The 25,610-nt window shown below is 56.0% G+C and carries 26 protein-coding genes and 1 tRNA gene; 7 read left to right on the forward strand and 20 right to left on the reverse strand.

All coding sequences use genetic code 11. The features are described from left to right. Window positions 1-17: 17 nt before the first annotated feature. Genes SOM40_RS07885 through SOM40_RS07895 form a run of 3 tightly spaced genes read right to left on the reverse strand, consistent with a single transcriptional unit; the run spans window position 18 to window position 4,052 of the window. Entirely contained in the window at window positions 18-1,121 is a 1,104-nt protein-coding gene (locus SOM40_RS07885; RefSeq protein ID WP_320457096.1) for an ABC transporter substrate-binding protein, read from the reverse strand. A gap of 26 nt (window positions 1,122-1,147) precedes the next feature. Beyond that, window positions 1,148-2,227, reverse strand: a complete 1,080-nt coding sequence (locus SOM40_RS07890) for an ABC transporter ATP-binding protein (protein ID WP_106992643.1) — start codon at window positions 2,225-2,227, stop codon at window positions 1,148-1,150. A gap of 1 nt (window position 2,228) precedes the next feature. After that, window positions 2,229-4,052, reverse strand: a complete 1,824-nt coding sequence (locus tag SOM40_RS07895) for an ABC transporter permease (RefSeq protein WP_166182064.1) — start codon at window positions 4,050-4,052, stop codon at window positions 2,229-2,231. 178 nt (window positions 4,053-4,230) lie between these two features. On the opposite strand from SOM40_RS07895, the gene SOM40_RS07900 reads away from it, so the two are divergent. Further along, window positions 4,231-4,318 (forward strand) — tRNA-Ser (locus tag SOM40_RS07900). A 78-nt stretch (window positions 4,319-4,396) separates the two neighbouring features. Here SOM40_RS07900 and SOM40_RS07905 read toward each other — a convergent pair. The 7 genes from SOM40_RS07905 to SOM40_RS07935 form a co-directional block, all read right to left on the reverse strand. After that, window positions 4,397-5,503 carry a PTS fructose transporter subunit IIC gene (locus SOM40_RS07905; RefSeq protein WP_320457095.1) on the reverse strand — a complete coding sequence of 369 codons (1,107 nt, stop codon included), beginning with the start codon at window positions 5,501-5,503 and terminating at the stop codon, window positions 4,397-4,399. 43 nt (window positions 5,504-5,546) lie between these two features. After that, on the reverse strand, window positions 5,547-5,858 hold the full coding sequence (locus SOM40_RS07910; RefSeq protein WP_225759122.1) for a PTS fructose transporter subunit IIB: 312 nt from the start codon (window positions 5,856-5,858) through the stop codon (window positions 5,547-5,549). Window positions 5,859-5,913: 55 nt separating this feature from the next. Next, entirely contained in the window at window positions 5,914-6,384 is a 471-nt protein-coding gene (locus SOM40_RS07915) for a PTS sugar transporter subunit IIA (RefSeq protein ID WP_313824703.1), read from the reverse strand. Window positions 6,385-6,520: 136 nt separating this feature from the next. Then, the gene (gene alsE / locus SOM40_RS07920) at window positions 6,521-7,198 is read right to left on the reverse strand and encodes a D-allulose 6-phosphate 3-epimerase (protein ID WP_313824704.1); all 678 of its coding nucleotides are present in this window, start codon (window positions 7,196-7,198) and stop codon (window positions 6,521-6,523) included. A 22-nt stretch (window positions 7,199-7,220) separates the two neighbouring features. After that, a complete protein-coding gene (ulaA, locus tag SOM40_RS07925; protein WP_225759119.1) occupies window positions 7,221-8,483 on the reverse strand; it encodes a PTS ascorbate transporter subunit IIC in 1,263 nt (420 codons plus the stop codon). A gap of 31 nt (window positions 8,484-8,514) precedes the next feature. Beyond that, entirely contained in the window at window positions 8,515-8,781 is a 267-nt protein-coding gene (locus tag SOM40_RS07930) for a PTS sugar transporter subunit IIB (protein ID WP_320457094.1), read from the reverse strand. Window positions 8,782-8,791: 10 nt separating this feature from the next. Beyond that, window positions 8,792-9,232 carry a PTS sugar transporter subunit IIA gene (locus tag SOM40_RS07935; protein ID WP_320457093.1) on the reverse strand — a complete coding sequence of 147 codons (441 nt, stop codon included), beginning with the start codon at window positions 9,230-9,232 and terminating at the stop codon, window positions 8,792-8,794. Between the two features lie 222 nt (window positions 9,233-9,454). On the opposite strand from SOM40_RS07935, the gene SOM40_RS07940 reads away from it, so the two are divergent. Beyond that, window positions 9,455-10,516 (forward strand): LacI family DNA-binding transcriptional regulator, encoded by a 1,062-nt coding sequence (locus tag SOM40_RS07940; protein ID WP_225759116.1) that lies wholly within the window; start codon window positions 9,455-9,457, stop codon window positions 10,514-10,516. Window positions 10,517-10,613: 97 nt separating this feature from the next. Here SOM40_RS07940 and SOM40_RS07945 read toward each other — a convergent pair whose 3' ends face one another. After that, window positions 10,614-11,717 carry an NADH:flavin oxidoreductase/NADH oxidase gene (locus SOM40_RS07945; protein WP_312079209.1) on the reverse strand — a complete coding sequence of 368 codons (1,104 nt, stop codon included), beginning with the start codon at window positions 11,715-11,717 and terminating at the stop codon, window positions 10,614-10,616. A 148-nt stretch (window positions 11,718-11,865) separates the two neighbouring features. Continuing rightward, window positions 11,866-12,780, reverse strand: coding sequence for a LysR family transcriptional regulator (locus tag SOM40_RS07950; protein ID WP_320457092.1), 915 nt, complete (start codon window positions 12,778-12,780; stop codon window positions 11,866-11,868). Between the two features lie 107 nt (window positions 12,781-12,887). Here SOM40_RS07950 and SOM40_RS07955 point away from each other — a divergent pair, with 107 nt between their 5' ends. The 3 genes from SOM40_RS07955 to ampC all read left to right on the forward strand — a co-directional run bounded on the left by SOM40_RS07955 (window position 12,888) and on the right by ampC (window position 15,921). Continuing rightward, window positions 12,888-13,553, forward strand: coding sequence for a DsbA family oxidoreductase (locus SOM40_RS07955; protein ID WP_320457091.1), 666 nt, complete (start codon window positions 12,888-12,890; stop codon window positions 13,551-13,553). Then, window positions 13,543-14,691 (forward strand): FAD binding domain-containing protein, encoded by a 1,149-nt coding sequence (locus SOM40_RS07960; RefSeq protein ID WP_320457090.1) that lies wholly within the window; start codon window positions 13,543-13,545, stop codon window positions 14,689-14,691. The genes SOM40_RS07955 and SOM40_RS07960 overlap by 11 nt, the downstream gene beginning before the upstream one ends. 87 nt (window positions 14,692-14,778) lie before the next feature. Beyond that, a complete protein-coding gene (gene ampC / locus SOM40_RS07965) occupies window positions 14,779-15,921 on the forward strand; it encodes a CMY2/MIR/ACT/EC family class C beta-lactamase (RefSeq protein WP_320529776.1) in 1,143 nt (380 codons plus the stop codon). A 62-nt stretch (window positions 15,922-15,983) separates the two neighbouring features. On the opposite strand, the gene SOM40_RS07970 is transcribed toward ampC, so the two are convergent. From SOM40_RS07970 to SOM40_RS07995, 6 genes are all read right to left on the reverse strand, one after another. Beyond that, on the reverse strand, window positions 15,984-17,357 hold the full coding sequence (locus SOM40_RS07970) for a M24 family metallopeptidase (protein WP_320457089.1): 1,374 nt from the start codon (window positions 17,355-17,357) through the stop codon (window positions 15,984-15,986). 28 nt (window positions 17,358-17,385) lie between these two features. Next, window positions 17,386-17,622: a DUF1272 domain-containing protein gene (locus SOM40_RS07975; RefSeq protein WP_106992650.1), complete on the reverse strand. Its 237-nt coding sequence runs from the start codon at window positions 17,620-17,622 to the stop codon at window positions 17,386-17,388. 145 nt (window positions 17,623-17,767) lie between these two features. Next, a complete protein-coding gene (locus tag SOM40_RS07980) occupies window positions 17,768-18,562 on the reverse strand; it encodes an SDR family NAD(P)-dependent oxidoreductase (RefSeq protein WP_320457088.1) in 795 nt (264 codons plus the stop codon). Window positions 18,563-18,739: 177 nt separating this feature from the next. Next, window positions 18,740-18,970 (reverse strand): hypothetical protein, encoded by a 231-nt coding sequence (locus SOM40_RS07985; protein ID WP_225759110.1) that lies wholly within the window; start codon window positions 18,968-18,970, stop codon window positions 18,740-18,742. A gap of 216 nt (window positions 18,971-19,186) precedes the next feature. Next, a complete protein-coding gene (locus SOM40_RS07990) occupies window positions 19,187-20,173 on the reverse strand; it encodes a hypothetical protein (RefSeq protein ID WP_320457087.1) in 987 nt (328 codons plus the stop codon). Window positions 20,174-20,602: 429 nt separating this feature from the next. Further along, a complete protein-coding gene (locus tag SOM40_RS07995; protein ID WP_166182073.1) occupies window positions 20,603-21,487 on the reverse strand; it encodes an SDR family oxidoreductase in 885 nt (294 codons plus the stop codon). 327 nt (window positions 21,488-21,814) lie between these two features. On the opposite strand from SOM40_RS07995, the gene SOM40_RS08000 reads away from it, so the two are divergent. Beyond that, window positions 21,815-22,609, forward strand: coding sequence for an AraC family transcriptional regulator (locus SOM40_RS08000; RefSeq protein ID WP_106992653.1), 795 nt, complete (start codon window positions 21,815-21,817; stop codon window positions 22,607-22,609). Here SOM40_RS08000 and leuA read toward each other — a convergent pair. Continuing rightward, a complete protein-coding gene (gene leuA, locus SOM40_RS08005; protein ID WP_320457086.1) occupies window positions 22,561-24,237 on the reverse strand; it encodes a 2-isopropylmalate synthase in 1,677 nt (558 codons plus the stop codon). The genes SOM40_RS08000 and leuA overlap by 49 nt on opposite strands. A 95-nt stretch (window positions 24,238-24,332) precedes the next feature. Further along, window positions 24,333-25,205, reverse strand: coding sequence for a LysR substrate-binding domain-containing protein (locus SOM40_RS08010; RefSeq protein ID WP_320457085.1), 873 nt, complete (start codon window positions 25,203-25,205; stop codon window positions 24,333-24,335). A 100-nt stretch (window positions 25,206-25,305) separates the two neighbouring features. Between SOM40_RS08010 and SOM40_RS08015 the strand changes: the two genes are divergently transcribed. Further along, entirely contained in the window at window positions 25,306-25,608 is a 303-nt protein-coding gene (locus SOM40_RS08015) for a carboxymuconolactone decarboxylase family protein (RefSeq protein WP_166182077.1), read from the forward strand. Window positions 25,609-25,610 lie beyond the last annotated feature (2 nt).

The following is a 25,610-nucleotide window of genomic DNA, read 5'->3' on the forward strand; positions in this document are numbered from 1 at the left end:
AAAATGTACGCTGAAAACTACTTTTTGTAGTTCAGGCTCCAGATGTCCTGCCAGTCCTGGCGGCTTTCCCAGTCCCCCTGGGCGGTGGCGGTCAGGTATTCCATCAGCTCGCCGCGATGCTTCTCAATGCCGGAGGCTTCATCGGCGGGGAGGTTCACCTTCTGGTTAGTGGACATTTTGCCGTCCACCCCCTGAGGCGCAATGCCTTCGGCGGTCAGCAGATAGTGGGCAAAGAGCTTCGCGGTGTTCGGACTTTTACTGCCGGTCGCCACCACGCCGAGGCTCGGGTAATTCCAGCCGATAAACGGCTTGAGGCCGCTGCACAGACCCAGCTTCATCCCCTGCTTGTTGTCGCGGAACTTGGCGGTCGACACCAGGCCGACAAAGTCAGTTTTGCTGTCCGGCGCGCCGATAGCGGATGCGGCATCGTTATCGGAGTGGGTGAGCAGCACACCGTTGGCCGCCAGCGCCTTCACAAAGGCCGCGGTGGCAGACTTCTCGTCGGTTTGCAGCGGCTTGCCAAACGCCTGCTGATAGGCATCGCGAACCTGCTGGTCATAGTGGGTTTCCATCTGGCTGAACCAGTCGGTATAGGCCGGTTTGCTGGTAGGATCCTGCATCGCGACGCGGCCCCGCCATTTCGGCTCGGTCAACTGCCAGAGATTGGTCACCGGACAGGTGGCGTGATGATCGGTGTTATAGGCGAACACGTTCGGGGCCAGCACGACGGTGAGGGGATCCTGATAGCGGGGGGCAATGTCGCCTTTCAGATCGTCCGGGACCCAGCTCTGAACATAGCCTTTTTTGAGTAACTGCGTCATCCCGGCAGGGGCATCTTCAACGATAGCGACATCGGCGCGGACGTTTTTGGCCTGCGCTTCCCGGCTCATGATCTCGATGATCTGCGGCGCATCGGCCTTAACCCCCACGGCCTGTAATCCGTACTGCTCGCTAAAGGCTTTTGCCTGCTGCACGATTTTACCGGTCGAGGCGTAAACGGTAATCGGCTGCTCCTGTTTTGCGGCAGCGATCAGCTTCTGCAGATCGAAGTTTTCAGCCTGAGCGATGGCGCTGCTCAGCAGGGCTGTGGCGATAAGGACGGCGGACAACTTGCGCTTCATGGGATTTCCTTAAGAGTCAATTGAGGTTAATTCGCGGTCACGTCGTGACGCAGTCCGTTGCGGTTAAAAAAGTGCAGGGACGAGGTTGGGAGCTGGCAATGCACCTGCTGACGCGCCTGCCAGCGCGGTCTCAGCTGAGTGGAGTGGAACAGCCGGTCTTCGCCCGCCACCAGCTCAATCACCCAGCTTCCGCCGGTGGGCATAATGTTATCGATGGTCATCGGAACGGCGTTGCTGCACGACTCGGCGCTCAGGACGATCTCTTCCGGGCGAATGCCGCAGAGCTGGGTCTGATCGTGCAGGGTAAAGCGCCGCTGAAGATGCTGCGCCAGCTCGCTACAGGGCTGATGAAGCGGGATCATGTTCAGGCGCGGGGTGCCAATAAATTCCGCGACAAAGCGGTTGGCCGGGGTGGCGTAAATCTCATCCGGGGTGCCTACCTGCTGCATCTGCCCGGCGCTCATCACCGCAATGGTGGTGGCAAGGGTCATCGCCTCCCACTGGTCGTGGCTGACAAACACAATGGTGGTGCCAAAGGTTTCATGCAGGCGACGCAGCTCGGCGCGCATCTCCAGGCGCAGGGTGGCGTCGAGGTTCGAGAGCGGCTCGTCCAGCAGCAGTACGCCAGGATTAACCGCCAGCATGCGGGCCAGGGCCACGCGCTGCTGCTGCCCGCCGGAGAGCTGCGCCGGATAGCGTTTGGCGTAATCGGCGATGCGCAGTTTTTCCATCACGTCCTGGCAGCGGGCGATACGCGTTTTGGTCGGCACTTTCTGCAACCGCAGGCCGAAATCGACGTTCTGCTCGACGGTCATATGCGGCCAGAGCGCATAGCTCTGAAAGACCAGCCCGATGCCGCGTTTTTCCGGCGGTACGTAAGTGCCCCGGGCGATGGAGTCGACAACCCTGTCGCCAATGCTTATCTCCCCGCCGCTGGCGTGTTCGATACCGGCAATCATCCGCAGGATGGTGGTCTTGCCGCAGCCGGACGGCCCCAGCAAACACATAAACTCGCCATCTTTCACCGTCAGGTTGATGTTATTAACCGCCGGAGCATCGCTGCCAGGGTAGGTTTTGCTGAGATTCGTTAAGTGGATAGTGGGCATCTTATTTCTCCAGACCATCAGCCAGACCGGTGCCGGTGATCTTCTGGATCATCACCGTTCCGGCCCATGAAATGAGGGCAATCATCAGCACCACGGCATTGGCCGCCTGCTGGTAGTTGTAGTCAATCAGGCGCAGGGACCAGGTAGTCAGCACGTCCGTGGCGGGGGTGGCGAGGATAACGAACAGGCTGACCCCTTTAATCCCTGAGATAAACGGCAGCAGGATCCCGGTCGCCAGCGGCGCGGCCTGGATCGGGATGACAATACGGCGGAGGCGGGCGAACCAGCCAGCACCGGCAATCCGCGCGGCTTCTTCGGCCTCTTTCCCGAGTTGGGTCATCGCCGCGATGCCGGAGCGGCTGGCATAGGGCATTTTTTCGGCAATCAGCGCGAGGATCAGAATCAGCGGGGTGCCGTACAGCGCCGGAACCGGCCCGCGGGCCACGGCAAACAGCGACAGAAAGGCGGCGGCGAAGGCGATACCCGGCACCAGATAGGGCAGGAAGGTCAGCTGGCGCAGGCAGGCGGCGACCCAGCGGAAGTGGCAGCGCAGCACCGCGTAACCCACCAGCAGCCCCAGCACGCCGCAGGCGAGGGAGGCCGAGCCAACAATGACCAGGGTGTTCCACACCGTGTGCCAGAATTCGCCGCTCAGCAGGATCCCGTTGTGCAGGGCCACGGTATCGAGGTTGCGACCAATCCAGTAATCGAGGGTGAAGTTATCGGCGCTGAAGCGGCCCGGAAGGATCATCACCGTCGACAGGAACAGGGTCAGGAGCGGGATCGCCACCCCCAGCAGGACGAATACCAGCGGCAGGGCGGTCGCGGCGCTGCGCCAGCGTCCCAGGCTGCGGCGGCGCTCCATCACCCCTTTTCCGCCCAGGGTCACGAAGCGTTTCGCCTCGCGCAGCATTTTCATATCCAGCAGCAGGGTCAGCATGCCCATCAGCATGATCACCGCCGCGATCACCGCCGCCACGCCGGACTGGCGCGTGCCGATGGCCCGGTACAGCCCGGTAGAGAGCGTATCGAAATGCACCGGCAGGCCGAGAATATAGGGCAGGGCGAACTCGCCGATACAGTCCGCGAAAATCAGCAGGGCGGCGGAGAGTAGCGCCGGGCGGACCAGCGGGATAATAATTTTAAAGGCGATAACCCGGCGGGACGCGCCGAGGACCTGGGCGCACTCCTCCATCTGGCTGTCCATGCGCTTCAGGGCGTTACCGACAATCAGGATCACCAGCGGGGCGTAGTGCAGCACCATGATGGTCACAATCGGGAAATAGCCGTAAGCCATCCAGTTCGGGGTCTGGATCCCCATCGCCTCCAGCCATCCCGGCTGCCCGCCGATGGCGTGGTTCTTGAAAAGGGTGCTCCACGCCAGGGCGAAGGTCCAGGAGGGCAGCATGAAGGGCACGATAAGCAGGGTGGCAAACCACTTGCGGCCCGCGATATCGGTACGATTCACCAGCCACGCCAGCACGATGCCAACCACCAGGGCGATGGCAACGGTGCTCAGCGCCACCGCGAGGGTGTTAAGTAATGGCGTCCAGAGCAGAAGATCGGACATGCGCGATGTCAGCGTGCGCAGGAGGTAGTACGTGGTAAATGCCCCTTCGGTTGCGCCGGTGCGGCCTTCATCTCCGCTCTGCACCAGCAGCGCATTAATTAACACGGAAACGACCGGGGCCAGGATTATCCAGCTGAACAGACCGAGCAGCAGCACTGCCAGCAGGTTGGCGGGCTCATGACTGATAATCGACAGAGTATGGCGGAGCTTTTGCCACGCGCCGTGGCGTGGGTGGATATCAGATGGGTAAGACACTGGTTTATCCCTGGCTGTGAAAGACAGTCAGGAATATATCGACGCAATGTTACATTTTTGCTAAAAATTTGCACATATGTGCAAAAAAGTGCGCCGGGTGCAAAACCGGAACATTATCAAATTCTTCAATTCCCCTCTTTACATAGCGCGCAGAGATGTTTATAGTGCGCCTCACTTTGGAAGCGTGGCCGAGCGGTTGAAGGCACCGGTCTTGAAAACCGGCGACCCGAAAGGGTTCTAGAGTTCGAATCTCTACGCTTCCGCCAAATTTGAAAAACCCTGCGATAGCAATATCGCAGGGTTTTTTGCTTTTTGCCCGCTATCCCCCGTCGTGACCTGGATACTTAGCTTATTTTGATGTCATCCAGGTTGATATCTTCCTCTTCCTGCTCATTGTTTATAACAACATCACGAGGAACGTCTTTTTTGATGACGGCATAGATAGTTGCTGTTACCACGATATTTACCAGCAATGCCATAACACCCGCCATAGGTTGTGACATGGTAGGGATCATCAAAACACCACCAAAAGGTACTGTTGCATCCGCACCATAAACCATGGTGACCGCACCCCCACAAGCGCCACCGATGGCCGCCGCAGTAATACCGCGCACGATATCATTCATAACGATAGGTATCGATCCTTCAACAATATTGACGACTCCCATAGGAACCGCCGACTTTAACATTTCGATCTCTTCGTTGTTATAGATGTTTTTGCGAAGAAGTTTGGCAATAAAAAATGCAAGTCCTAAACCGATAGGTGTGGCCGTATTAACTAACTGAAGGGCAGTAATAGGCTCATTTATACCCTGCGCCTGGAGCGTTAAGACGAATGCGAAGCAGGTTTTATTGATCGGTCCGCCAAAGTCAATGATACACAACGCCCCAATAACAGCACCCAGGAGTAAATTAGATGACGTCCCCATACTTCTCAGGAAGGAGGTTAGTGCGTCTGTAAATAGACCAATAGGCGTACCAATGATGTAGACCATTATCAGTGCACTGCTAATGGATGCAAAAAATGGAACAATCAATGTAGGCATTAAACCCCGAGCCCAGCCCGGAACCTTGACATTTTTTATGATTGCCAGAGCAATATACCCGGATATGTAGCCCCCGATCATCCCCCCGATAAAGCCCGCTCCTATGGCGTTAGCCGCCAGACCGACGATAAAACCTGGTGCAATACCGGGTTTGCCTGCGATCGAGCCGGAAATACCGATGGCAATGACGACGGGTAAGAGTCCGAGTGCCTTTGCACCCATGGTGGCTAAGGCCTGCCACAGATCAAATTGACCTGGGACTAATGCGTCCTGCACCGTACCCCCAAGACCCATTCCGATGGCAATAATAAATCCAGCCCCACAGACAATGGGGATCAGGAATGAGATAGCCGTCAGCAGATGGCCCTTAGGGTTAGCTGCTTGCCATATTTCTTTTATATTCATAAGTTACGCCCTTGAATTTATATAGGATACGTACAGATAAAAGTTATGAATTGACTAATTCGCTGAGTTTTTCAATTAGCTTATTTGGAGATTTAACCGCCATTTCTGTTGGTACTTTGACGACTTTCTTTCCTGCAAATCGTTCTTCACCAGACACTTTTACATCAGCGGCTAACAGGACGATGTCGGCTTGTGCAATTTCATCCGCGGTTAATGCGTTCTCGATACCTATAGTGCCTTGCGTTTCGATTTTGACATTGTGCCCGGCTTTTTTTGCTGCTATTTCAATTTTCTTCTGCGCAATATAGGTGTGTGCAATACCGACAGTACAGGCGGTAATTCCAACGATATTCATGATATTTCTCCAGGGTTTAATCTATTGCCATGCTAGGGTCGAGGTGGTAATTACATTAAGCGTTAGCGCCTTCATTTTCAGCGTTCAAAAGGTCAATAATTTTCTGGGGGTCGTTTTCCTGCAGTAACTGTTCTATTATTTCCTCGTCTGCCAGCGAACCTGACACCTGGGCTAGTAATCGGATGTGAGTCGCATTTTGATCCACCAGACAAACTGCGAATAAAATAATGCAGCGGACATCGCTACCATCCATCGTTTCCCAGGGGATTTCATATTGGGTTCGTCCAATAGCCAGCGCCGTACGGGCTACGCCTGAGGATTTACCATGCGGGATCGCAATATGATTTTCGAATCCAGTGGACCCTTGCTCCTCGCGCAGCCAGACATCTTTCAGAAAATCATCTTTATTAATAACAGAACCATCCCGTACCAATAAATCCGTTAATTCTTCAATGGCTTCTTCTTTACTTTTAGCCATCATATTTAACTTAATATTATTTATATTAAGCACATTCGAAATATTCATAACGCACCTTCATTAATATAAGAGGGTTACAGCACGCTCAACCGTACAAATCAACAACGAGGGCAAAGAGACAGACCGGTTAAATAGACTCCATGCCCTGCGCCATGGCTCAATACGGCTGAGCGCGCTGCAAGTTTCAGGCGGCGACTTCGCGCTGGTAGATATCGACCATTTTATCCCAGGCATCACTGACATCATCTGCCAGGGAGAACAGCCCCGAGGTCCCGACAATAAACACGTCAACGCCGGATCGGGAGATGACATTAAAGGTTTTCTCGTTGCAGGAGCCGTCAATCTCAGTCAGGTAGTGGTAACCCTGCGCTTCACGCATCGCAATCAGCTGTTTAATTTTATTAAGCGATTCTGGAATAAATTTCTGCCCCGCATAGCCTGGATCAACCGACATAACGGTCACTTTATCCAGCAGATGGGCGTACTCTTTAATCGCATCCGCCGGGGTTGCCGGGTTTAAAACTACGCCACAGCGACGACCCGCATCTTTAATCTGGTTCAGCAGACGGAAGATTTTGTTATTCGCCGTCTCCGGATGGAAGCTGATAATATCGGCCCCTGCATCAATGCACATCGGAATAATATCTTCCGGGTGATTCACCATCAGATGCACGTCAATCGGCACATCGGTAATTTTCTTCAGGTTTTCGATAAAGAACGGTGATAGCGTAATGTTCTTCACATAACTACCGTCCATAATATCGACGTGATAAAAATCAGCCCGCTCGTTCATGGCCGTAATTTGTTCTCTGAACTGCGTTAAATCCATACACATTAACGAGGGCGAAAATTTAGCCGCCATACTGCACCTCCAATAGCATTAATTAGTTAAACAGTGACACGACATGCCCGAGAATGATGCCAACGACGCCGAAGTCCGCATCGCCAAAGGTGGTGGACGCAAAGCCAAGGTCGCCCATCATAGGCAGCAAAATCGCAGGTAAAAATGAGATCAGCAGACCGTGAGCGAAGGCACCCACCACCGCGCCGCGACGACCGCCGCAGATGTTGCCGTAAACGCCCGCCGTCGCGCCGCAGAAGAAGTGCGGCACCAGGCCAGGAACGATGACGCTTAAACCAAACAGTGGGCACAGGAACATACTCACCAGACCGGCGGCAAAGCTTGACAGAAATCCAACAATCACCGCGTTCGGGGCGAACGGAAAGACGGTAGGGCAGTCGAGCGCTGGTTTGGCATCTTTCACCAGCTTGTCGGCGATGCCTTTAAAGGCCGGGACAATTTCGGCAATAATCATGCGCACACCCGCAAGGATGATCCACACGCCTGCCGCGAAGGTCAGCGACTGGATAATGGCGAAGATGATAAAGTTCTGACCACCGCTGATGCTGGTCTCAACAAACTCTTTGCCTGCCACCAGGACCAGAATCACGAACAGGATCATCATCGTCAGTGAGATGGCGACCGAGGAGTCACGCAGAAAGTTGAGTGATTTCGGCACCTTCAGCGCTTCAATCGACGGGCTGCCTTTACCGATCAATTTACCCACCAGCGCCGACAGCAGATAGCCGGTTGAACCAAAGTGGCCCAGCGCCAGGTCATCAGTACCGGTTATTTTGCGGGTGAAGGGCTGCAGAATGGCTGGAGATACCACCATCATGATGCCGAGGATCACCGCCCCCACCAGTACCACCCAGAACGGCGACAGACCGCCGACAGAGAGGATGACAGCCAGCATCGCCGACATATAGAGCGTGTGGTGCCCCGTCAGGAAGATGTACTTCAACGGCGTAATACGGGCCAGGACAATGTTAAACAACATCCCCAGCACCATAATCATTGCCGTCGCGGTACCGTAGTTTTTCTGCGCCAGCGCCGCCATGGCGTCAGTATTGGGTACAACCCCCTGAATATGGAATGAATGCTCAAACAGCTGGCTAAACGTCGTTAACGTAGTGGCGACAATCGCCGCCCCGGAGGTTAATATCACAAAACCCATAATGGTTTTAAGGGTTCCGGAAATAACATCGGAAAAGGCTTTTTTCTGCAATAATAAGCCGATGAGGGAAAACAGACCGACCAGTATTGCTGGTGTGCCTAACACATCATGAATAATAAACTGCAGCATAGAAGGACTCCGTAGGGCCGCAAATAATTAATCAGAGATTTTCGGAGAGAATTTCTTTGATTTTATTGTTATCCAGCAGGTTAGATAAACCAAATACCTGTGCAGAATGGCTGGTCAGATGTTCAGCAATATCCCTGGCGCTAAGAATAATATCGGCGGTTTCGCTTTTTGCCGACGTCAGATCGGTATGGGAAACCTCTGCTTCTTTATTCAACTCTTTAATGATTTTTTTTACGTTCATTTCGACGATAAAGCTGCTGCCTAAACCGTTACCACAAACAATCAGAATCTTTTTCATCTCTACCTCACTATCCATTTATAACCCGTTGAATTGATTCAATTGATGATGCTTTCAGCAGCGCTGAGAGTCGTTCATCATCGCTAAAAATGTCCGCCAGGGCAGTAATCATATTGATGTGCTCATCACCTGAAAGCGCACATAACATAATCACAACGTAAACAGGGTCGTTCTCTTCTGCGTCAAAAGAGACGCCTTGTTTAATATGCAAAAGCGATAACCCATTTTTAATTGCGCCTTGCTCCGGGCGAGCATGAGGCATCGCCAGGCCAGGGGCTAAAACATAATAAGGGCCCAGTTCCTGATGGCTGTTAAAAATGGCTTCAATATATTCTTCAGTAATCGTCTCTTTCGCCAGTAAGGGCTGGGCCGATAACCTAATGGCCTGTTTCCAGTCGCTGACTGAATCCACAATCTGGATATTTTCTGCAGGTAACCAGGTCGTAATCATAAATACCCCGATAGCGTTGAAAGTGAGTTTACTATAGTGGAATGACTTTATGGCTTACCGTGATCTTCCTCTCAAAGTTAGCGCTAACATGGCAATAATGTTAAAATTCTTGTTACCGCTAACTTTATTAACGATACTGCTCATTACTTTGCAGTTGGGCAATGCGCAAAACGCCAAACATCATTTACAATGGCTGCCCAGTCAGGCGAAAGGAGGAGATCAGTGCAGACGTTAGATGCGGACGATAGCGCGAGAGAAAAACGCAGGAAAAACACCGGTAAAATTACGCTCGCTGAAGTTGCAAAACTGGTCGGCGTTAGCACGATGACCGTGTCACGCGCGTTACGTATGCCTGAAAAAGTGAATCCTGAACTGCGCACCCGTATTGAAGCGGCGGTGAGCGAGCTGGGCTATGTGCCAAACCTGCAGGCCCGCAGCCTCGCCTCCGCTGACTCCAGCCTGGTGATGGGCGTCGTCCCCTCTTTTTCCTCTCCGGGCTTTCTTGCCGTCTCTGAAACGCTGCAGACCGTACTCGCGACCCAGGGCTACAGCATGATGTTTATCGAGTCCGGACAGGGGGGGCAGAGTGAAGAAAAAGCGTTTGCGCAAATGCTCGCCTACAACCCGGCGGCGATTGTTCAGTTCAATATCGATAACATCAGCAGTTGTTCGCAAATGATCAGTAACACCGGCGTACCGGTAATTGAGATTGGTGCCATCAATCGTGATGCAAGCTGGGTCAGCATTGGCGTTGACTACGCTGCAGCCATCAAAAAGCTGGTCACATCGCTTGTCCAGGCCGGATATAAAAATATCGGCCTGCTTTGCACTGCTTCCAATAACATTATGTTTCGCCAGGTACTGAGCGGCTGGAACAGCGCTATGCTCTCGGTTAACCACTCTCCGCATCGCGTGGTGACGTCTCACCTGGCAGCAGGGATTACGACCGGTTTAAACCTGCTGGGGGATATTCGTATCACCTGGCCTGAGCTGGATGCGCTGATTTGTACGTCTGATGAAATAGCCTGCGGCTGCATTATGGCCTGCCACGGTGCGGGGCAAAAAGTGCCTGACGCGCTGGCACTGGCTAGTTTGAGTGGGGGCACCCTTGCCGCCGTTTGCTCACCGGCGCTGACTGCGGTCGAATTTCCCTGGAGTGAAACGGGGACTGTCGCCGGAAAAACATTGCTTGATCTACTGGATGGCAAATCGACAGATAACGCCATTGAATTACCCTCAACTTTGCAGGTTCGCGCCAGCACCAGAAAGCCGTCATCCCGGTAAAACAGTTATCCTGCCGACTACGGCAGGATAACTGTGCGTCACTGGATATCCCCTGGCTGATGTCCGCTGCGGCCACGGGTTTCTCTCTGCAAAACGATCAGGACTTGAACAGATTCTTCAGCGTGTGCGGCTGGCAGCGCAGATACTGGTCCGGCGCATGCACCTGGGCACCCAGCTCCGCCGCCGCATGCCATGGCCAGCGCGGATTGTAGAGCGCGCCCCGGGCGATCCCAATGATATCCGCATCCCCGCTGGCGACGATGGACTCCGCATGTTCAGGGTCAGTGATTAACCCTACCGCCACCACCGGAATATTGACGGCAGCTTTTACCGCGCGTGCCAGCGGCACCTGATAGCCGGGGTAGACCTCAATCTGCTGATCGGGATGCAGACCGCCGCTGGAGACGTGAATCGCATCCACTCCGCGGGCTTCCAGCATTTTCGAGAATTCCACGGCCTCTTCGAGATTAAATCCGCCCTCGACCCAGTCGGTTGCGGAGATACGCACGCTGATGGCTTTATCTGCAGGGAAGGCTTCCCGCACCGCGTCGACGATCTCCAGCGGGAAGCGGGCGCGATTTTCCAGCGAGCCGCCGTAATTGTCCGTGCGCTGGTTAGAGAGCGGGGATAAGAACTGATGTAACAGATAGCCATGCGCGGCGTGGATCTGGATCAGGTCGATATTCAGTCGGGCGGCACGTTTGGCAGCCTCGGCGAACTGGTTGCGAATTTCGGCCAGGCCATTGCTGTCGAGAGCGGTGGGGAGGGTATAGCCTTCGCTGTAGGGTACCGCAGAAGGGGCTAAGGTCTGCCAGCCGCCCTGTTGATCGGGTGGGATTTGACCGTGCTTATCCCACGGCTTATAGGTTGAGGCTTTACGGCCCGCATGGGCCAGCTGGATGCCAACAGGAATATCTGACCACTTACGGATAGTGGCAAGCACCCGGCCCATCGCTTCTTCTGTCTTGTCATCATAGAGCCCGACGTCAGCGTAGGTAATCCGGCCTTCAGGGGAAACGGCTGCCGCCTCAATGGTGAGCAGGCCCGCGCCAGACTGGGCCAGTTGCCCCAGATGAAGGGTATGCCAGTCAGTCATACAGCCCTCTTCGGCGGAGTACTGGCACATCGGGGCGATCACGATACGGTTTTCGAGTTCAAGATTGCGGATACGTAACGGTGTAAACAGCTTGGGTTTAGACATACATGTCACTCCAGATTGCAGCGTTAGAAATGGGATGTGGCGATTTTTATACCTGAATATTCATCAACATACCGCACAGCCAGCGATAACAGAACCTCACGTTTGCGCAAAAGTACGTTGCGTCAGACGCAACGCTGCTGAATTTGCACTATTCACTTTCCGACTCCGGGGAAAGATGCGCCATCAGAAAATCGACAAACACCTTCACTTTTTTAGTGTTCCTGCGGGTGGGATGGTAGATGGCATAAATCGCGGAATCATCCTCACCGTCGTTAACTTCCGTGCGCCATTGCGGCAGTAACCTGATCAGCTTCCCGTCCTGAATATCCTTGTCGATCAGCCAGTCAGGCAGGAGCGCAATGCCATAGCCACTTAACACCGCTTCGCGCAAAATTTCTGAGTTGTTGCACTTCAGCGTGCCTTTCACATCAATGGCGATCTGACTCTCCCCATTGAAATACCACTTCGTTTTCCCGGACGAATAGGAAAAGATCAGGCAATTGTGATTCTTCAGATCTCCAGGCACCTCAGGATAGCCATTCGCTTTCAGATAGTCCGGGCTGGCGCAGACGCACCGACGCTGGGAAAGTAACTTACGCGCGATCAGGTTAGGGGAGTCGACCTTACCCAGGCGGACAGTCAAGTCTAGCCGCTTTTCCACCAGATCGACGACCTCATCGGTAAAGGTCAGATCCAGGGAGATTAACGGATAGCGGCGGGAGAAGGGGGCCAGCAGCGGGGCGATATGCAGCCTGGAAAACGAGACCGGCAGGCTGATCCGTAACACCCCCCGGGGCTCCCCGGTCTGGTCCCGCACTTCCTGATTGGCGTACTCCAGGTCGTTGAGGATCCTCACCGCGTGTTCAAAATAGACATGCCCGGCCGCCGTCAGCACCACGCTGCGGGTCGAGCGGGTCAGCAGCTGCGTACCCAGCACCTTTTCCAGCCCGTCGATCTGACGCGTCACCGAAGAGGTCGCCAGCGCTAATTTTCTGCCTGCCGGCGCGAACCCGCCCTCTTCGACGACCGTAATAAAGGCTTCAAGCGATGCCAGCATATCCATTTTACTCTCCCCGAATCGTTGCGCATGGCGCAACTCTGTTAGCTGTTTTAACTATATTATCACCATTAAGTAACAGTGTTAGCCTTCTCCACAGTGAGAGGTGAAACATGAAAATATCCATTACCGTTACGTCAGATTTTATTTGTCCCTGGTGCCGGATTGCGGATGCCCGGCTGGAAAAGGTACTGCAGGCGTTACCCGACGACGTCGAGGTTGAGGTTGACTGGTTGCCCATGGAGCTCAACCCGGGCATGCCGCTGGAGGGCATGGAGCGTGTCGCCTATCGCCGGGCTAAATTCGGCAGCTGGGAATATTCACATCAGCTGGATGAGCACACTGTGGAGAAGGGGAAAACGGACGATGTCACCTTTAACTACCCGGCCATTCAGCGCGTGCCTAACACCTATGCGGCCCATCGATTGATGCGGTTTGCGGCTGCCGGAAAGGCCCGAACCCTGCTGGTTAAGCGTCTGTTTCAGGCGTACTTCGAGGAGGGGAGAGATATTGGCGACCTCAATGTGCTGGTGGATGTGGCTGGCGAGTGTGGGATGGACAAAGAGGCTGCGCGCCAATATCTGTTGAGTACCGCGGGAGAAGCGGAGGTGATCCAGCTGGAGGATCTGGCGCGGCAGGGCGATATCAACAGCGTACCCACCTTTGATATTGCCGGTATCAGGCTGACGGGCGCCGTTCCGGTGGATCAGCTCCGCTATTACATCATGGATGCTTATCGCGACCGGCTTAAAGGGGAAGGAGCGAAATATGAACGGTGAAATGCACCCGAGAAAGCGGGCCCTGATTATCGGCGGCTCGTTAGGGGGATTATTTGCAGGGAACATGCTGCAGCAGGCGGGCTGGGACGTCGATATTTTTGAGCGCTCGGCTCAGGATCTCGACAGCCGGGGCGGCGGCATCGTGCTGCAACCCGAAGTGGTAGCGTTAATCCGCCGCAGCGGCATCGAACGCGACTGGGACAATCTGGGCGTGCGCTCAGCGCACAGAGTGGTGTTTCGCCCTGACGGCTCGGTGGAGCACAAACAGTATGCCCCCCAGGTGCAGACCTCGTGGTCATTGATCTACTCCCTGATGCGCTCGACGATTAGCGATATTCATTACCATAAAAATCGTCTCCTTACGGATATCACGTTTCCTGATGATCATCACGTCACCGCCCACTTTGCAGGGGGCGCAAGGGAGACCGGGGATCTGCTTATCGGGGCTGACGGTAACGGTTCGTTTGTGCGCCAACTGCTGTGGAACGACACGCCGGACTACGCGGGGTATATCGCCTGGCGCGGGCTGGTGCCGGAAAACGCCATGCCCGAACGGGCCAGACAGCAGCTTCATGGCGATTTTGCTTTCGCCAGCAACCTGGGGTCGCACATTCTGGGCTATCTGGTGCCGGGTGCGGATAACGATTTACGGCCAGGCCACCGCTTTTACAACTGGGTCTGGTATCGGGTCGTTGATGACGCGCAGCGGGAAGCGATCATGACGGGTACCGACGGTGTGGCGCGACGTTATTCCGTGCCTGAAGGGCTGCTGGCCGCACGCTGGAAGGCGCATCTTGATACTGAAGCACAAACACTCCTCCCGCCCGGCTTCCGCGACATTGTGCAGGCAACAAAGGAACCCTTTGCCCAGGCTATACGCGATCTCGCGGTCGATAAGATGGTGAAGGGCAGGGTGATCTTACTGGGCGATGCCGCCTCTATCCCCCGGCCTCATACCGCGGCGAGCACCTCAAAAGCGGCCGCTAATGCTCTGGCCTTAGGCGATGCCCTGCAAGCCTGGCCTGATGACACGGACAAAGCCCTGTCTGAGTGGGAACGGGAGCAAATTTTCCGCGGCAAGTATTTACGCAAAGTGGGGATGAGTATGGGCGATCGGCTGCTTTTCGGCCGGGCTTAATCGGGGGCCATGCAGGCTCCCTGGTCCGTTTTACATTCCGCTGTCATGCCTGCAAAATACCGACCTCACTTTTCATAAAAGATACTCCTGATGAAAAAATCCCTGCTGTGCGCGCTCCTTGCTCTTCTGTCCGGCTCCGCCTTTGCGACAACCGAAGAGGCGCAGATCGCGAAGGTGGTGAACCCCACCATTACGGCGCTGATGAAGGCGCAGGCAATTCCGGGTATGGCGGTGGCGGTGGTTTATCAGGGCAAGCCGTACTTCTTCACCTGGGGGCAGGCGGACGTGGCCGGGAACAAGCCCGTCACCCGCCAGACGCTGTTTGAGCTTGGCTCGGTGAGCAAAACCTTTACCGGGGTGCTGGGGGGCGATGCGGTGGCGCGCGGGGAGATTGCGCTCAGCGATCCTGCCAGCAAGTACTGGTCGGCGTTATCAGGCAAGCAGTGGGAAGGGATCACGCTTCTGCATCTGGCGACCTATACCGCGGGCGGCCTGCCGCTGCAGGTGCCGGACAACGTCACCGATGCCGCATCGCTGGAAAAATACTACCAGACCTGGCACCCGGAGTGGGCCCCGGGCAAGAAGCGCCAGTATGCCAACGCCAGTATTGGCCTGTTTGGTGCTCTGGCGGTTAAACCCTCGACGCTGAATTTCGAGCAGGCGCTCACCCGCCGGGTGCTGAAGCCGCTCAACCTCACCCATACCTGGGTCACCGTCCCGGCCAGCGAGCAGGCGAACTATGCCTGGGGCTACCGGGACGGCAAGGCCGTCCACGTCTCGCCGGGTATGCTCGATGCCGAAGCCTACGGGGTGAAAACCTCTATCGTCGATATGGCAGGCTGGCTGCAGGCCAACATCCAGCCGGAGGGCATCCGGGACGCGTCGCTAAAACAGGGGGTGGCTCTCGCGCAATCACGGTACTGGCAGGTGGGGGATATGTATCAGGGCCTGGGCTGGGAAATGCTGAACTGGCCGGTCACCTCCCAAACGCTGGAGGCGGGGGCGGATAATAAGTACGCTCTGGCGGCACGCGATGCCAGGGCCATCACCCCGGCACAGCCGCCGGTAAAGGCCTCGTGGGTGCATAAGACCGGGGCGACCGGCGGCTTTGGTAGCTACATCGCCTTTATCCCCGAGAAGCAGCTCGGCATTGTGATGCTGGCGAACAAAAATTACCCCAACCCGGAACGGGTGAAGGTGGCGTATCACATTCTGGAAGCGTTGCAGTAAATTCGGGGGCCTACAAAACCTGTAGGCCCGTGCAAGCGCCGCGCCGCCGGGCAAAGTACGGCTCAGCAGGTGAATGCCTTTTCCTTCGCCAGCAGGAACGGGCGCAGATAGGCCACGGTATTCGACAGCGGGATCACCTCATCCGCGAGATTAATCTTCAGCACGTCGCGGATGTAGGTCCGGCGAGTCACAATCCGCGCCCATACATCAGGATACGCCGCCTGAATTTTCTCCTGCAATGCCTGGTCCGCAAGGGCGATACTCTCTTCAGCGCTCACCCCGGTGTAGCCCGGCACGGAGGGGATAATATCAATCTGCAGGATCATCCCGCTTTTCAGCGTCTCGGTGGAGTGAGGGTAAATCGGGGAGGACATCCACTCCTCATCGGCGCTGAGATGCCCCGGATTGAGATGCCAGCCGTACTGCGCTTTATTGAGCACCTTTTCGATATGGGCATACATCTCGCCGCCCGGCATCCCGATATGGATAGTCTCAAGCCAGCTGGCGACCGCTGCAAAATAGGGTTTTGCCACCCGATCCAGATAATCTTTTTGCGCTTCAGGCAGCTCGCTCTCATCGGCAATCACAAATCCGGTCCGGCTCGATAGCCCGCCTTTAAACCCGGTGGTCATCGACAGCGGCTGGCCGCGCTCCAGCTTTTTATAGGTGGGATAGAAGTTCGCCTTCTCAAAACGCTGCCCGGTGGCGGCGATGGTGACTACCGTCTGATACTGGCCTTCCGCCGCGAGCAGCGCCCCCAGTTCGGTTTCGCGTATCCCCGGCTCTACCGCGTTCATGGCATTCAGCATGCAGCCGGAGGCGAGGTTGGCACCATATTCATAATGGGCGATTTCGTTCGCATTGTTAGTCACGCGAGCGCCGTTATCGCCGCGGATAAACAGATGTGCAGCGTTCTCAAGCTTCGCGCCAGTGCTGTTTTTCAGCGCCTCGACGATAAAGTGCGGCAGGTCGAACAGTTGCGTATTGTCCGCCCCGGTTGAGGTAAACATTTTCCAGCCAACCAGCCCGATTTTACCCAGCTTGTGAAGGCCGATATCGCTGAACAGCGTCTCCAGCGAAGCCTCATTCTCCATCGGCTGATTCGGCAGCGAAAAATAGGGGCAGTGCTTTAACGTAACCGGGAGCCTGGAATGCTGCGCCATCTTCAGGTTTTCATTGCCCAGAATCGCCGTCGCCGCGCCCGATGTATCAAGGATCAGCAGACCCTCTTCGAAGCGCGGGACAAAGCCGGTCAGGTACTCGAAGTTCCCCCCGTGCTCCTTATCAGCATAAATCACGAGGGCGTCAAAGCCCGCCTCGCTCATGCGGGTCAGCACCTTATTTTTACGCTCAAGCATCGTCGCATCGGTGAGCAACACCGGGGCAACAGCCGTAAAATTGCGTGGTGCCGGGATGGTCTGCAGCTGGATCATCATTTACCTCATCATCAGAAAGCGGGGAGCGTCAGGAACTTTTTTGCGCATGCACCCGCACGGTGGAGGCAGGCGAGTTGATCAGTTTATTGGCCGGGCGCACCGGGCGGCGCACCAGTTCCCCCTGACAGTTGGGGCAGCGATGGTTGAGATGGGTTTCTACGCAGTCGGCGCAGAAGGTGCACTCAAAGGAGCAGATCCGGGCGTCCTGGGCGTCAGGGGGCAGGTCACGATCACACCATTCACAGTTCGGGCGAAGTTCGAGCATAGTTTCCTTCCTTTCAGCAGGTTGCGTCTGCCTCACTATGCCAGAGAGATTGCAACCCCGCGACAGCGATGTCGCAGGGTTGAGATCAGCGTCCACGCTGGCCACCGGGATGAACGAGTACGGCGACCAGCTTAAGCAGTAATCCTCAGCGCGGCAGGTAGCGCGGCGCCGGTTCGCCGGTGCGGGCGCTGGCAAACAGCGCCAGCCGGGCCTCTTCGTAGCGTGCCCACAGGGTTTCATCGTGCATCGGCGGAATGGTGATCAGCTCCCCCTGATCCAGCCCGGCCAGCGCCGCATCCACCATGTTGTCGGTGGTCATGACCGACCCGGCGGGCAGTTCGTCAGCGGTGATGCCGGACAGCTCCCAGATCTCGGTGGCGGTGGCTGCCGGTAATACCGCCTGGATCCGCACCTGGCTGTCGGCAAACTCCTCCTGCAGCCCACGCGTAAAATTCAGCACCCAGGCTTTGGTGGCGCTGTAGAGTGCGCTGCCCGTCCGGGCATGGAGCGACAGCACCGAGGCGATATTAATCAGCGTGCCGCGATTGTTCTGCGCCAGACGCGGTAGCAGGGCATACGTCAGGCGCATCAGGGCGGTGGTGTTGAGGATGTTGATCGCCTGATGCTGCGCCACATCTCCCGCGAGGAAGGGGGCCATCTGGGCGGTCCCGGCGTTGTTGATCAGTGTGTCGATAGCGGTGTTGCTGCGCAGGATCTCCTCCACGGCGCGGATCCCGGTTTCATCGGTAAGATCCGCCGTCAGGGTGGTGACCTTCACGCCATAGCGCTGCTCCAGCTGTTCCGCCAGCGCCAGCAGACGCGCTTCCCGGCGGGCGACCAGCACCAGATCGTAACCGCGGGCGGCGAGACGGTCGGCGTAGACCGCGCCAATCCCGGAAGATGCACCAGTAATCAAAGCCGTTGAACGTTGTGTACTCATTGTAACACCTCAAAAAACGTTAATTGGTTTCAAAATAAAACCAAACAGAGCCTGCGTCATTTGGTTTTATAATGCAACCAATGTCGACAGAATTTTTGATCTTTGCGGTGGGGAGGAGGTGAAGACCCGGCAGGATGTTGGCCGCCGGGTAGGGAGAAACGTTAAATCATTTTACTGTTATGCCGAGCGCGTTGCTTTGTACGCCAGCCACTCGCTCCAGACATTCTCCGGATCTATGTCAGGGTAGCCACGCTCTTTGGCCATATCTTCAGCAATCTCTTCAGGTAGCTCAATGGCCGTGGCGCTGTCGCGAATCAATTCAACCTCTTCCTGGGTCAACTCATGTCCCATTTCGCGCTCTTTAGCCACCAGCACGGCGATCAGGGCAGGAACAAATACAATCGTCATTTCTGATAATCCTCTGATATGTCTGCAAGCCACTGTATCACTGACTGTTATGCCAAAAAACATAAATGCCCTTTCGGGCATTTATGTTTTGACTGAATGTATCCTGTCAGATACCGGTTAGTGCCAGAACAGCGCAATCAGGATAATGATTGGGATCGGGACGCCTAAAAAGAACAGCAGTAATGAGCGCATATAAACCTCCTGGAATAGTAAGTATTAAAGATCGCGTTGACGGCCACCGAAGGTCGCACACAGGCTGGCTACGAAAGCACCGGCCAGCAGAGAGATGAATGTCCAGAGCATAAGATAGCTTGTGGTTTTACGTGCAGTATCAGCCACTTGCTGAGCTTTCTCTTTCGTTTCTTTTAATTTAGCCTGAGCTTTGTCATAGGTGGTTTGTACGCGTTGTTCAGCCTCTTGCTGGCTGATACCCGTACGTTGAGCAATCAGCTGCGCGACATACTGACGATCTTCCGGCGGTAACTGACCGGTGGTGATGCTGTTGGTGAAAATACCGGTAACTTCATTCAACTGTGCTGGAGTGAGATCCTGCTGAGGTGCCGGGGCAGCGGGCGCTGCTGCTGGCGCATCTGGCGATGCTGGGGTAGCTGGTGCGGCAGCAGGTGTACCTGGACGGAACATCGAATTAACGAAGTAGTCCATTGGCGAACCTGAACCTTCAGAGGAGGCGTTAGCCATACCCGCTGCGCCACCTACCGTCGCTGCGGCAGCGCCGCCTGCAACGGAACCCACCACTTTAGCACTTCCACCCACAATGGAACTGACGGTGGAGGTTAACAACATTGCCGAGACCAGGGCAGCAACAGCCCAGGATAAAAACCCGTGGGCGGTATCGCGGAAGTAAACTTCATTGGTATGGGTACCAACCCATTTGGTACGCAGGCGTCCGGCCAGATAGCCCCCCATACCTGACGCCACGATTTGCGTGAACGTCAGCCAGCCTATCGCCGCAATACCTACCGTACCGGCTTCAAGTCCGTCATTTTCCCAGGGCGATACGGACGTCAGGCCTAATCCGGCGCCCAGCATTAGCAGAATTAACGACAAGGATGCCGCTGCCGCCGCGCCCGCAAAGATGGCGCCCCATGATACGGCACTGGTGGTGCTGCTCGCGACGGTTTCAGGCAGACGCGGATCAGGATACTGCGTGTTAACCGTGGAATGATCGTGAATGTGAGTCATAGCTGTTGTCCTTTAAATAATCTTACGCCGGAACGCAGGTCTGTTGTTTGCGTTCAGTACCAGGAACTGATTGAAAAAACAGGAAACCTATCCATCTTCAACATTGAACCGCTTTCAGGACCGATCTATACACCTTATAACGAGGCGATCGCTAAAAGTTAAAGAAAATAAAACAGCTGAAAAGTGAATATAGACATCTATTCAATGATCTTAGGATAGTTGATAATTTTGCTCCGGGCACGTTTTGCTTCAAAGAAATAAGCGTAACGGCAGCGATGACGCTTGAAACACAAATTTCCCGCACAGGCTTTCCGCCTGCAATAATATTTCAGGAGTGTACTGCGCTCATTAAAAATCCGTTACCGCTTAAGATAACGGATTTTATAATATTCCTTACTCTTCATCAGGCGCGCCAGATTTAATAAACCCTTAGGCGACGCCGGTACCACCGTCTGAGCACCAGACCTGACCGGAGGCATAAGAGCTGCTGTCAGACGCCAGCAGAACATACAGGGGGGCGATCTCAACCGGCTGACCGGGTCTGCCCAGCGGGGTATCTGCACCAAACTGTTGCACTTTTTCCTGAGGCTGACCGCCGCTGGACTGCAGTGGTGTCCAGTATGGGCCCGGAGCCACCGCGTTTACCCGAATACCTTTTGGGCCAAGCTGTTTGGCAAGGGATTTGGTGAAGGCCACGTTGCAGGCTTTGGTCTGGGCATAATCCAGCAAGATTTCGCTGGGTTTAAAGGCTTGAACCGAGGAGGTGTTAATGATGGCCGCGCCTTCAGAGAGGTGGCGCAGCGCGGCACGCGTAATCCAGAAGGGGGCATAGACGTTGGTTTTAAAGGTCGCGTCGAAAGCCGCGGTCGTGAGCTCCTCAATGGACTCGCAATACTGCTGTCTCCCGGCATTGTTAACCAGAATATCGAGGCCGCCCAGTTCACTCACCGCCCGTTCAACCAGGGTATCGCAAAACGATTCCACCCGAATATCACCCGGGATGGCGACAGCTTTACGTCCTTCCGCCTGAATAAGCGCGATAACGGCCGCAGCATCAGACTCTTCTTCGGGCAAATAACCAATGGCCACATCGGCACCTTCACGGGCGTAAGCGATCGCTACTGCACGTCCAATTCCGGAGTCGCCGCCGGTAATAAGGGCTTTTTTACCTGCAAGTTTGCCTGAACCAATATAACTCGTCTCGCCATGATCGGGGATTGGCTTCATTTCTGATGCCAGTCCAGGCATTTGTTGTGGCTGCTCCACAAACGGTGGACATGGGTAGTGTTTTGAAGTGTTGTTTCCTGATGTCATCCCGGCCTCCTTAGTTATTGAATATAAATAATAGCCACTGTGACGTGACACACATTTCCGGGAGGTATAATTCAGACTATTCTTCTTTTGGATATATTTTTGCTTTTTTGCTTTTTATGTCATACCCCAAAAACAGCGGCTTCTGCCAAAGGCACTGATAAGATAGGATTGGACAGGGCGTAATAACTCAGTAAGAGGGTTTTATTTTTATCCCTATGATCAACGATAATTATGTGGCGATTTCGTCAAAGATATTTCTTCCGCCAGAGACGCCGCGGAAGTTTTTTAGATTTTATCATCTCGCAGAATACGAAAAATAAATAACCTATGACAACCCAACAGCAGTTCAGCTTTGCCACCCGCCCGCTGGTGCCCTTTGCCCATGATTACACCCATGGCGAAACGGAGCCCTGGCATAGCCACATCTGTGCCCAGCTTCTGCATACCCTCAGCGGGGTGGTGCGCGTGGAGACGGTGCAGGGGTTCTGGATTGTGCCGCCGGGGCGGGGGGTCTGGCTGCCCGCCGGGACGCAGCATCGCCTGCTGATCACCGGCAACGTGGCGGCCCGGACGCTGTTTATCGATCCCTTTGCCCGGGCGGATTTACCGTCGGTTTGCCAGGTGGTACAGATTTCCACCCTGCTGCGCGAGCTGATCATCGCCTCGCTGCAGTTGCCGGAACGCTATGCGGCGGGCAGCCGGGCGGAGCGTATTTATGAGCTGATACTCGATGAAATTCGCGGGATAAGCGTGTTGCCGTTCAATCTGCCCGAACCCGAGGCGCCTGCGTTGCTGGCACTGTGCCGTCAGATTCAGGCCGAGCCGGGCACCCGCTGGACCACGGCGCTGGCCGCCAGCCAGCTCAACATCAGCGAGCGTACCCTGCTGCGGCACTTTCGCCAGCAGACCGGGCTGGCGTTCAGCGAATGGCTGCGCCGGGCGCGGCTGATGGAGGCACTTAACCGCCTCGCCCAGGGACAGTCCGTGCTCCGGGTGGCGCTGGACCTCGGCTATGAGAGTCACAGCGCCTTCAGCGCCATGTTCCGCCGCACCCTCGGCGTGGCCCCGAGCGACTACTTCCAGCCCGAATCGCTCTCCGGCAACGCGTTCAACAGCGCCTGAAGCGACGCCCGGGAAACATCGTTGTCGATGCCGGTTCCCCAGCGGCTTATGCCCTGCTTAAAGCTGCAGCGGATATAGGCCGCGGACCGGCTTTCGCTGCATCTGCCGAGCGTATGCTCGTGATAATCCTCGATCGCAAACGTCAGGTTAAAGCAGCGCTTTATCGCACCGGCGGCGGCCGAGAGCAGCCCGTTGCCTTTCCCCTCTAAGGTCACAATCCCGTCGGCGGTCTGCACACGGGCCCACAGGGCCAGCCCACCGTCCGCCTGGCTTTCGGTCCGGTAGTCCAGCAGCTGGCGCGGGGCGAGCTGATGCGGGCCATACAGCTCGCGATAGAGCTGCCACAACGCACTCAGCGTCATCTCGCTCCCTTCCCGGTCAGTGTGCGCCTGGACGTGGCGGCTGAAGTCCTGCTGCAATGCCCGGGGCAGTACCAGACCATGATTTTGCTCCAGCATCCAGGCCGCGCCGCTTTTGCCGGACTGGCTGTTGACGCGGATCACCGCCTCATAGCTGCAGCCGATATCGTTCGGGTCGACCGGCAGATAGGGCATCTCCCACCGCGGGGAGGCTGACTGTTCCCGGGCGTGAAAACCTTTCTTGATCGCGTCCTGATGCGAGCCGGAGAAGGCGGTAAACGCCAGCTTGCCGGCGTAAGGATGGCGCGGATGCACCGGCAGCTGGTTGCACTGCTCCACCAGCTCCACCACCTGCTTCATGTCGCTGAAATCGAGCTGGGGCGAAACCCCCTGGCTATAGAGGTTCATCGCCAGCGTCACCAGGCAGACGTTCCCGGTGCGCTCCCCGTTACCAAACAAGCAACCTTCCACCCGGTCGGCTCCGGCAAGCAGGGCCAGCTCGGCACTGGCGACGCCGCTGCCGCGATCGTTATGAGGATGCACGCTGATGCAGACCTCACGTCGGCGGGAGAAGTGACGGCAGAAGTACTCAATCTGATCGGCATAGACATTGGGGGTGTTGACCTCGACCGTGGCGGGCAGGTTAACAATCATCGGCCGTGCGGAAGAGGGCTCCCAGACATCCGCCACCGCCTCACAGATTTGCAGGGCAAATTCCGGTTCGGTAAAGCAGAAGGTCTCCGGGGAGTATTCGTAGTTCCAGTGCGTCTGCGGGTTGGCTTCGCACAGGGCGCGGATCTGGCGCGTGGCGCTGACGGCGAGCTGGATAATTTCTTCTTTGCTCTGGCGAAAAACCAGCTGGCGGAACAGCGGCGCGGTGGCGTTATAGAGATGCACCGTGGCGCGTTTAGCCCCCTCCAGCGAGGCAAAGGTGCGCTCAATCAGATCGCTGCGCGCCTGGGTCAGCACCTGAATTGTAATGTCATCCGGGATGCGCTGCTCTTCAATCAGCTGACGGACAAACTGAAAATCCGTCTCTGAGGCGGAGGGAAATGCGACCTCAATCTCCTTAAATCCGCACTTCAGCAGTTGATCCCAGAAGCGCAGCTTGCGCGGGATATCCATCGGCTCGGCCAGGGCCTGGTTGCCATCGCGCAGGTCGGTAGAGAGCCAGCGCGGGGCCTGGGTCAGGATCTTGTCCGGCCACTGGCGGTCGGGTAAAGCAATCGGGGCAAAGGCGGCGTACTTCTGCGAGGGATTAGGCAGCATGGTTTTTCTCCAGGTGATGTTGTGTTGTTATCCTGGCGAAAAAGGGGGCAGGGTACTGGCGCAAAACTGACAACCTGTGGTGAGGATCCGCCACATCAGGTCACCCTGAGCAGCGCCTCCGCCATCAGCTGCTCCAGCAATGTCCGGGCTTTGGTCCCCTCCTTATGTTGCAGGGTGATCCCCAGGCTTCCCGGCGTGGGCAGAACCTTTCCCGCCACCCGCAGATTGCCCGGCATCCCGATCCGGGTGCGCAGCGTGACGCCAAGCCCCGCCTGTACCGCGGCCCAGATCCCGCTCAGGCTGTGGCTGACAAATACCACCCGCCAGGGGATGCCCGTCCGGTTCAGGCAGTCGATGGCATGGGACCGCATCAGGCAAGGGTGATCAAACATCACCAGCGGCAGGGGCTCGCCCCCGGCCAGCAGGGCGCTGATGTCCAGGTCCGGGGGCTGGATCCACGCCATCTGGCTCTGGCCGATCGTCCGACCCTGGCGCTGGGCGTGCGAATCCTGCCACAACAGCACCATATCGAGGGCGTCATCATCGAAGGCATTCAGCAGGGGCTGGTTGCGATCCACCCGGGCGATGATCCGTACCCCGGGATGATAGCGTTTGAACTCTCCCAGGATGCCTGGCATCAGCGACTCGCCAAAATCCTCCTGCATGCCGATGCGGATCTCCTCCTGCAGCTGTTCGCCTTTAATGACGCTCTGCATCTCATCATTCAGGGCCAGCATCCGACGGGCATAGCCCATAACGATCTCGCCGTCGCGGGTCAGCGTCAGGCCGCGACCCCTCTTCATCACTAGCTCCGTTCCGCACTGCTGTTCCAGCTTTTTCAGCTGAGCGCTGACCGCCGAGGTGGAGCGGCACAGGCGGAGAGCAGCCTGGGCAAAGCTGCCGCACTCCATGCCAGTAGCAAAAGTGCGCAGAGCATCAAGGTCGAGGGTTAGGGGAAGTTTGTTCATTATCGTCCTGAAATACGGGATGGTAGGTCACGGATTATTTGATTTTCAGGATGAATATATCGCGCCAGAATCGCCTGACTGTCAATACGGAGAGAACACCATGGCGAAATCACTCACGGCTGAAACCCTGTCCCGCGTCGCGCCAAAGTTGGCCGAGCTGAGCAGAGAGCTCCTGTTCAATGATATCTGGCAACGTGACGGGCTTTCCCGACGCGATCGCAGCTTGATCACTCTCGGTGCTCTGACGGCGTTAGGGCGGGTGCAGCAGCTGCCCTGGCATATCGACTTCGCGCAGCAAAACGGCCTGAGCAGAGAGGAGATCGCCGAAGCCTTCACCCATCTGGCGTTCTACGCCGGCTGGCCTGCGGCGGTGTCAGCGCTTGGCTGTCTGGACGAGGAGTAACG

The sequence above is a fragment of the Leclercia sp. CFBP8987 genome (genome assembly GCF_034044995.2).
Lineage (GTDB): Bacteria > Pseudomonadota > Gammaproteobacteria > Enterobacterales > Enterobacteriaceae > Enterobacter > Enterobacter tamurae.

What these genes read in the sequence shown, in the direction of transcription:
- SOM40_RS07885 (WP_320457096.1), bottom strand. Translation starts at nt 1,121, where the DNA reads ATGAAGCGCAAGTTGTCCGCCGTCCTTATCGCCACAGCCCTGCTGAGC.
- SOM40_RS07890 (WP_106992643.1), bottom strand. Translation starts at nt 2,227, where the DNA reads ATGCCCACTATCCACTTAACGAATCTCAGCAAAACCTACCCTGGCAGC.
- SOM40_RS07905 (WP_320457095.1), bottom strand. Translation starts at nt 5,503, where the DNA reads ATGAATATAAAAGAAATATGGCAAGCAGCTAACCCTAAGGGCCATCTG.
- SOM40_RS07910 (WP_225759122.1), bottom strand. Translation starts at nt 5,858, where the DNA reads ATGAATATCGTTGGAATTACCGCCTGTACTGTCGGTATTGCACACACC.
- SOM40_RS07915 (WP_313824703.1), bottom strand. Translation starts at nt 6,384, where the DNA reads ATGAATATTTCGAATGTGCTTAATATAAATAATATTAAGTTAAATATG.
- alsE (WP_313824704.1), bottom strand. Translation starts at nt 7,198, where the DNA reads ATGGCGGCTAAATTTTCGCCCTCGTTAATGTGTATGGATTTAACGCAG.
- ulaA (WP_225759119.1), bottom strand. Translation starts at nt 8,483, where the DNA reads ATGCTGCAGTTTATTATTCATGATGTGTTAGGCACACCAGCAATACTG.
- SOM40_RS07930 (WP_320457094.1), bottom strand. Translation starts at nt 8,781, where the DNA reads ATGAAAAAGATTCTGATTGTTTGTGGTAACGGTTTAGGCAGCAGCTTT.
- SOM40_RS07935 (WP_320457093.1), bottom strand. Translation starts at nt 9,232, where the DNA reads ATGATTACGACCTGGTTACCTGCAGAAAATATCCAGATTGTGGATTCA.
- SOM40_RS07945 (WP_312079209.1), bottom strand. Translation starts at nt 11,717, where the DNA reads ATGTCTAAACCCAAGCTGTTTACACCGTTACGTATCCGCAATCTTGAA.
- SOM40_RS07950 (WP_320457092.1), bottom strand. Translation starts at nt 12,780, where the DNA reads ATGGATATGCTGGCATCGCTTGAAGCCTTTATTACGGTCGTCGAAGAG.
- SOM40_RS07955 (WP_320457091.1), top strand. Translation starts at nt 12,888, where the DNA reads ATGAAAATATCCATTACCGTTACGTCAGATTTTATTTGTCCCTGGTGC.
- SOM40_RS07960 (WP_320457090.1), top strand. Translation starts at nt 13,543, where the DNA reads ATGAACGGTGAAATGCACCCGAGAAAGCGGGCCCTGATTATCGGCGGC.
- SOM40_RS07970 (WP_320457089.1), bottom strand. Translation starts at nt 17,357, where the DNA reads ATGATGATCCAGCTGCAGACCATCCCGGCACCACGCAATTTTACGGCT.
- SOM40_RS07975 (WP_106992650.1), bottom strand. Translation starts at nt 17,622, where the DNA reads ATGCTCGAACTTCGCCCGAACTGTGAATGGTGTGATCGTGACCTGCCC.
- SOM40_RS07980 (WP_320457088.1), bottom strand. Translation starts at nt 18,562, where the DNA reads ATGAGTACACAACGTTCAACGGCTTTGATTACTGGTGCATCTTCCGGG.
- SOM40_RS07985 (WP_225759110.1), bottom strand. Translation starts at nt 18,970, where the DNA reads ATGACGATTGTATTTGTTCCTGCCCTGATCGCCGTGCTGGTGGCTAAA.
- SOM40_RS07990 (WP_320457087.1), bottom strand. Translation starts at nt 20,173, where the DNA reads ATGACTCACATTCACGATCATTCCACGGTTAACACGCAGTATCCTGAT.
- SOM40_RS07995 (WP_166182073.1), bottom strand. Translation starts at nt 21,487, where the DNA reads ATGACATCAGGAAACAACACTTCAAAACACTACCCATGTCCACCGTTT.
- SOM40_RS08000 (WP_106992653.1), top strand. Translation starts at nt 21,815, where the DNA reads ATGACAACCCAACAGCAGTTCAGCTTTGCCACCCGCCCGCTGGTGCCC.
- leuA (WP_320457086.1), bottom strand. Translation starts at nt 24,237, where the DNA reads ATGCTGCCTAATCCCTCGCAGAAGTACGCCGCCTTTGCCCCGATTGCT.
- SOM40_RS08010 (WP_320457085.1), bottom strand. Translation starts at nt 25,205, where the DNA reads ATGAACAAACTTCCCCTAACCCTCGACCTTGATGCTCTGCGCACTTTT.
- SOM40_RS08015 (WP_166182077.1), top strand. Translation starts at nt 25,306, where the DNA reads ATGGCGAAATCACTCACGGCTGAAACCCTGTCCCGCGTCGCGCCAAAG.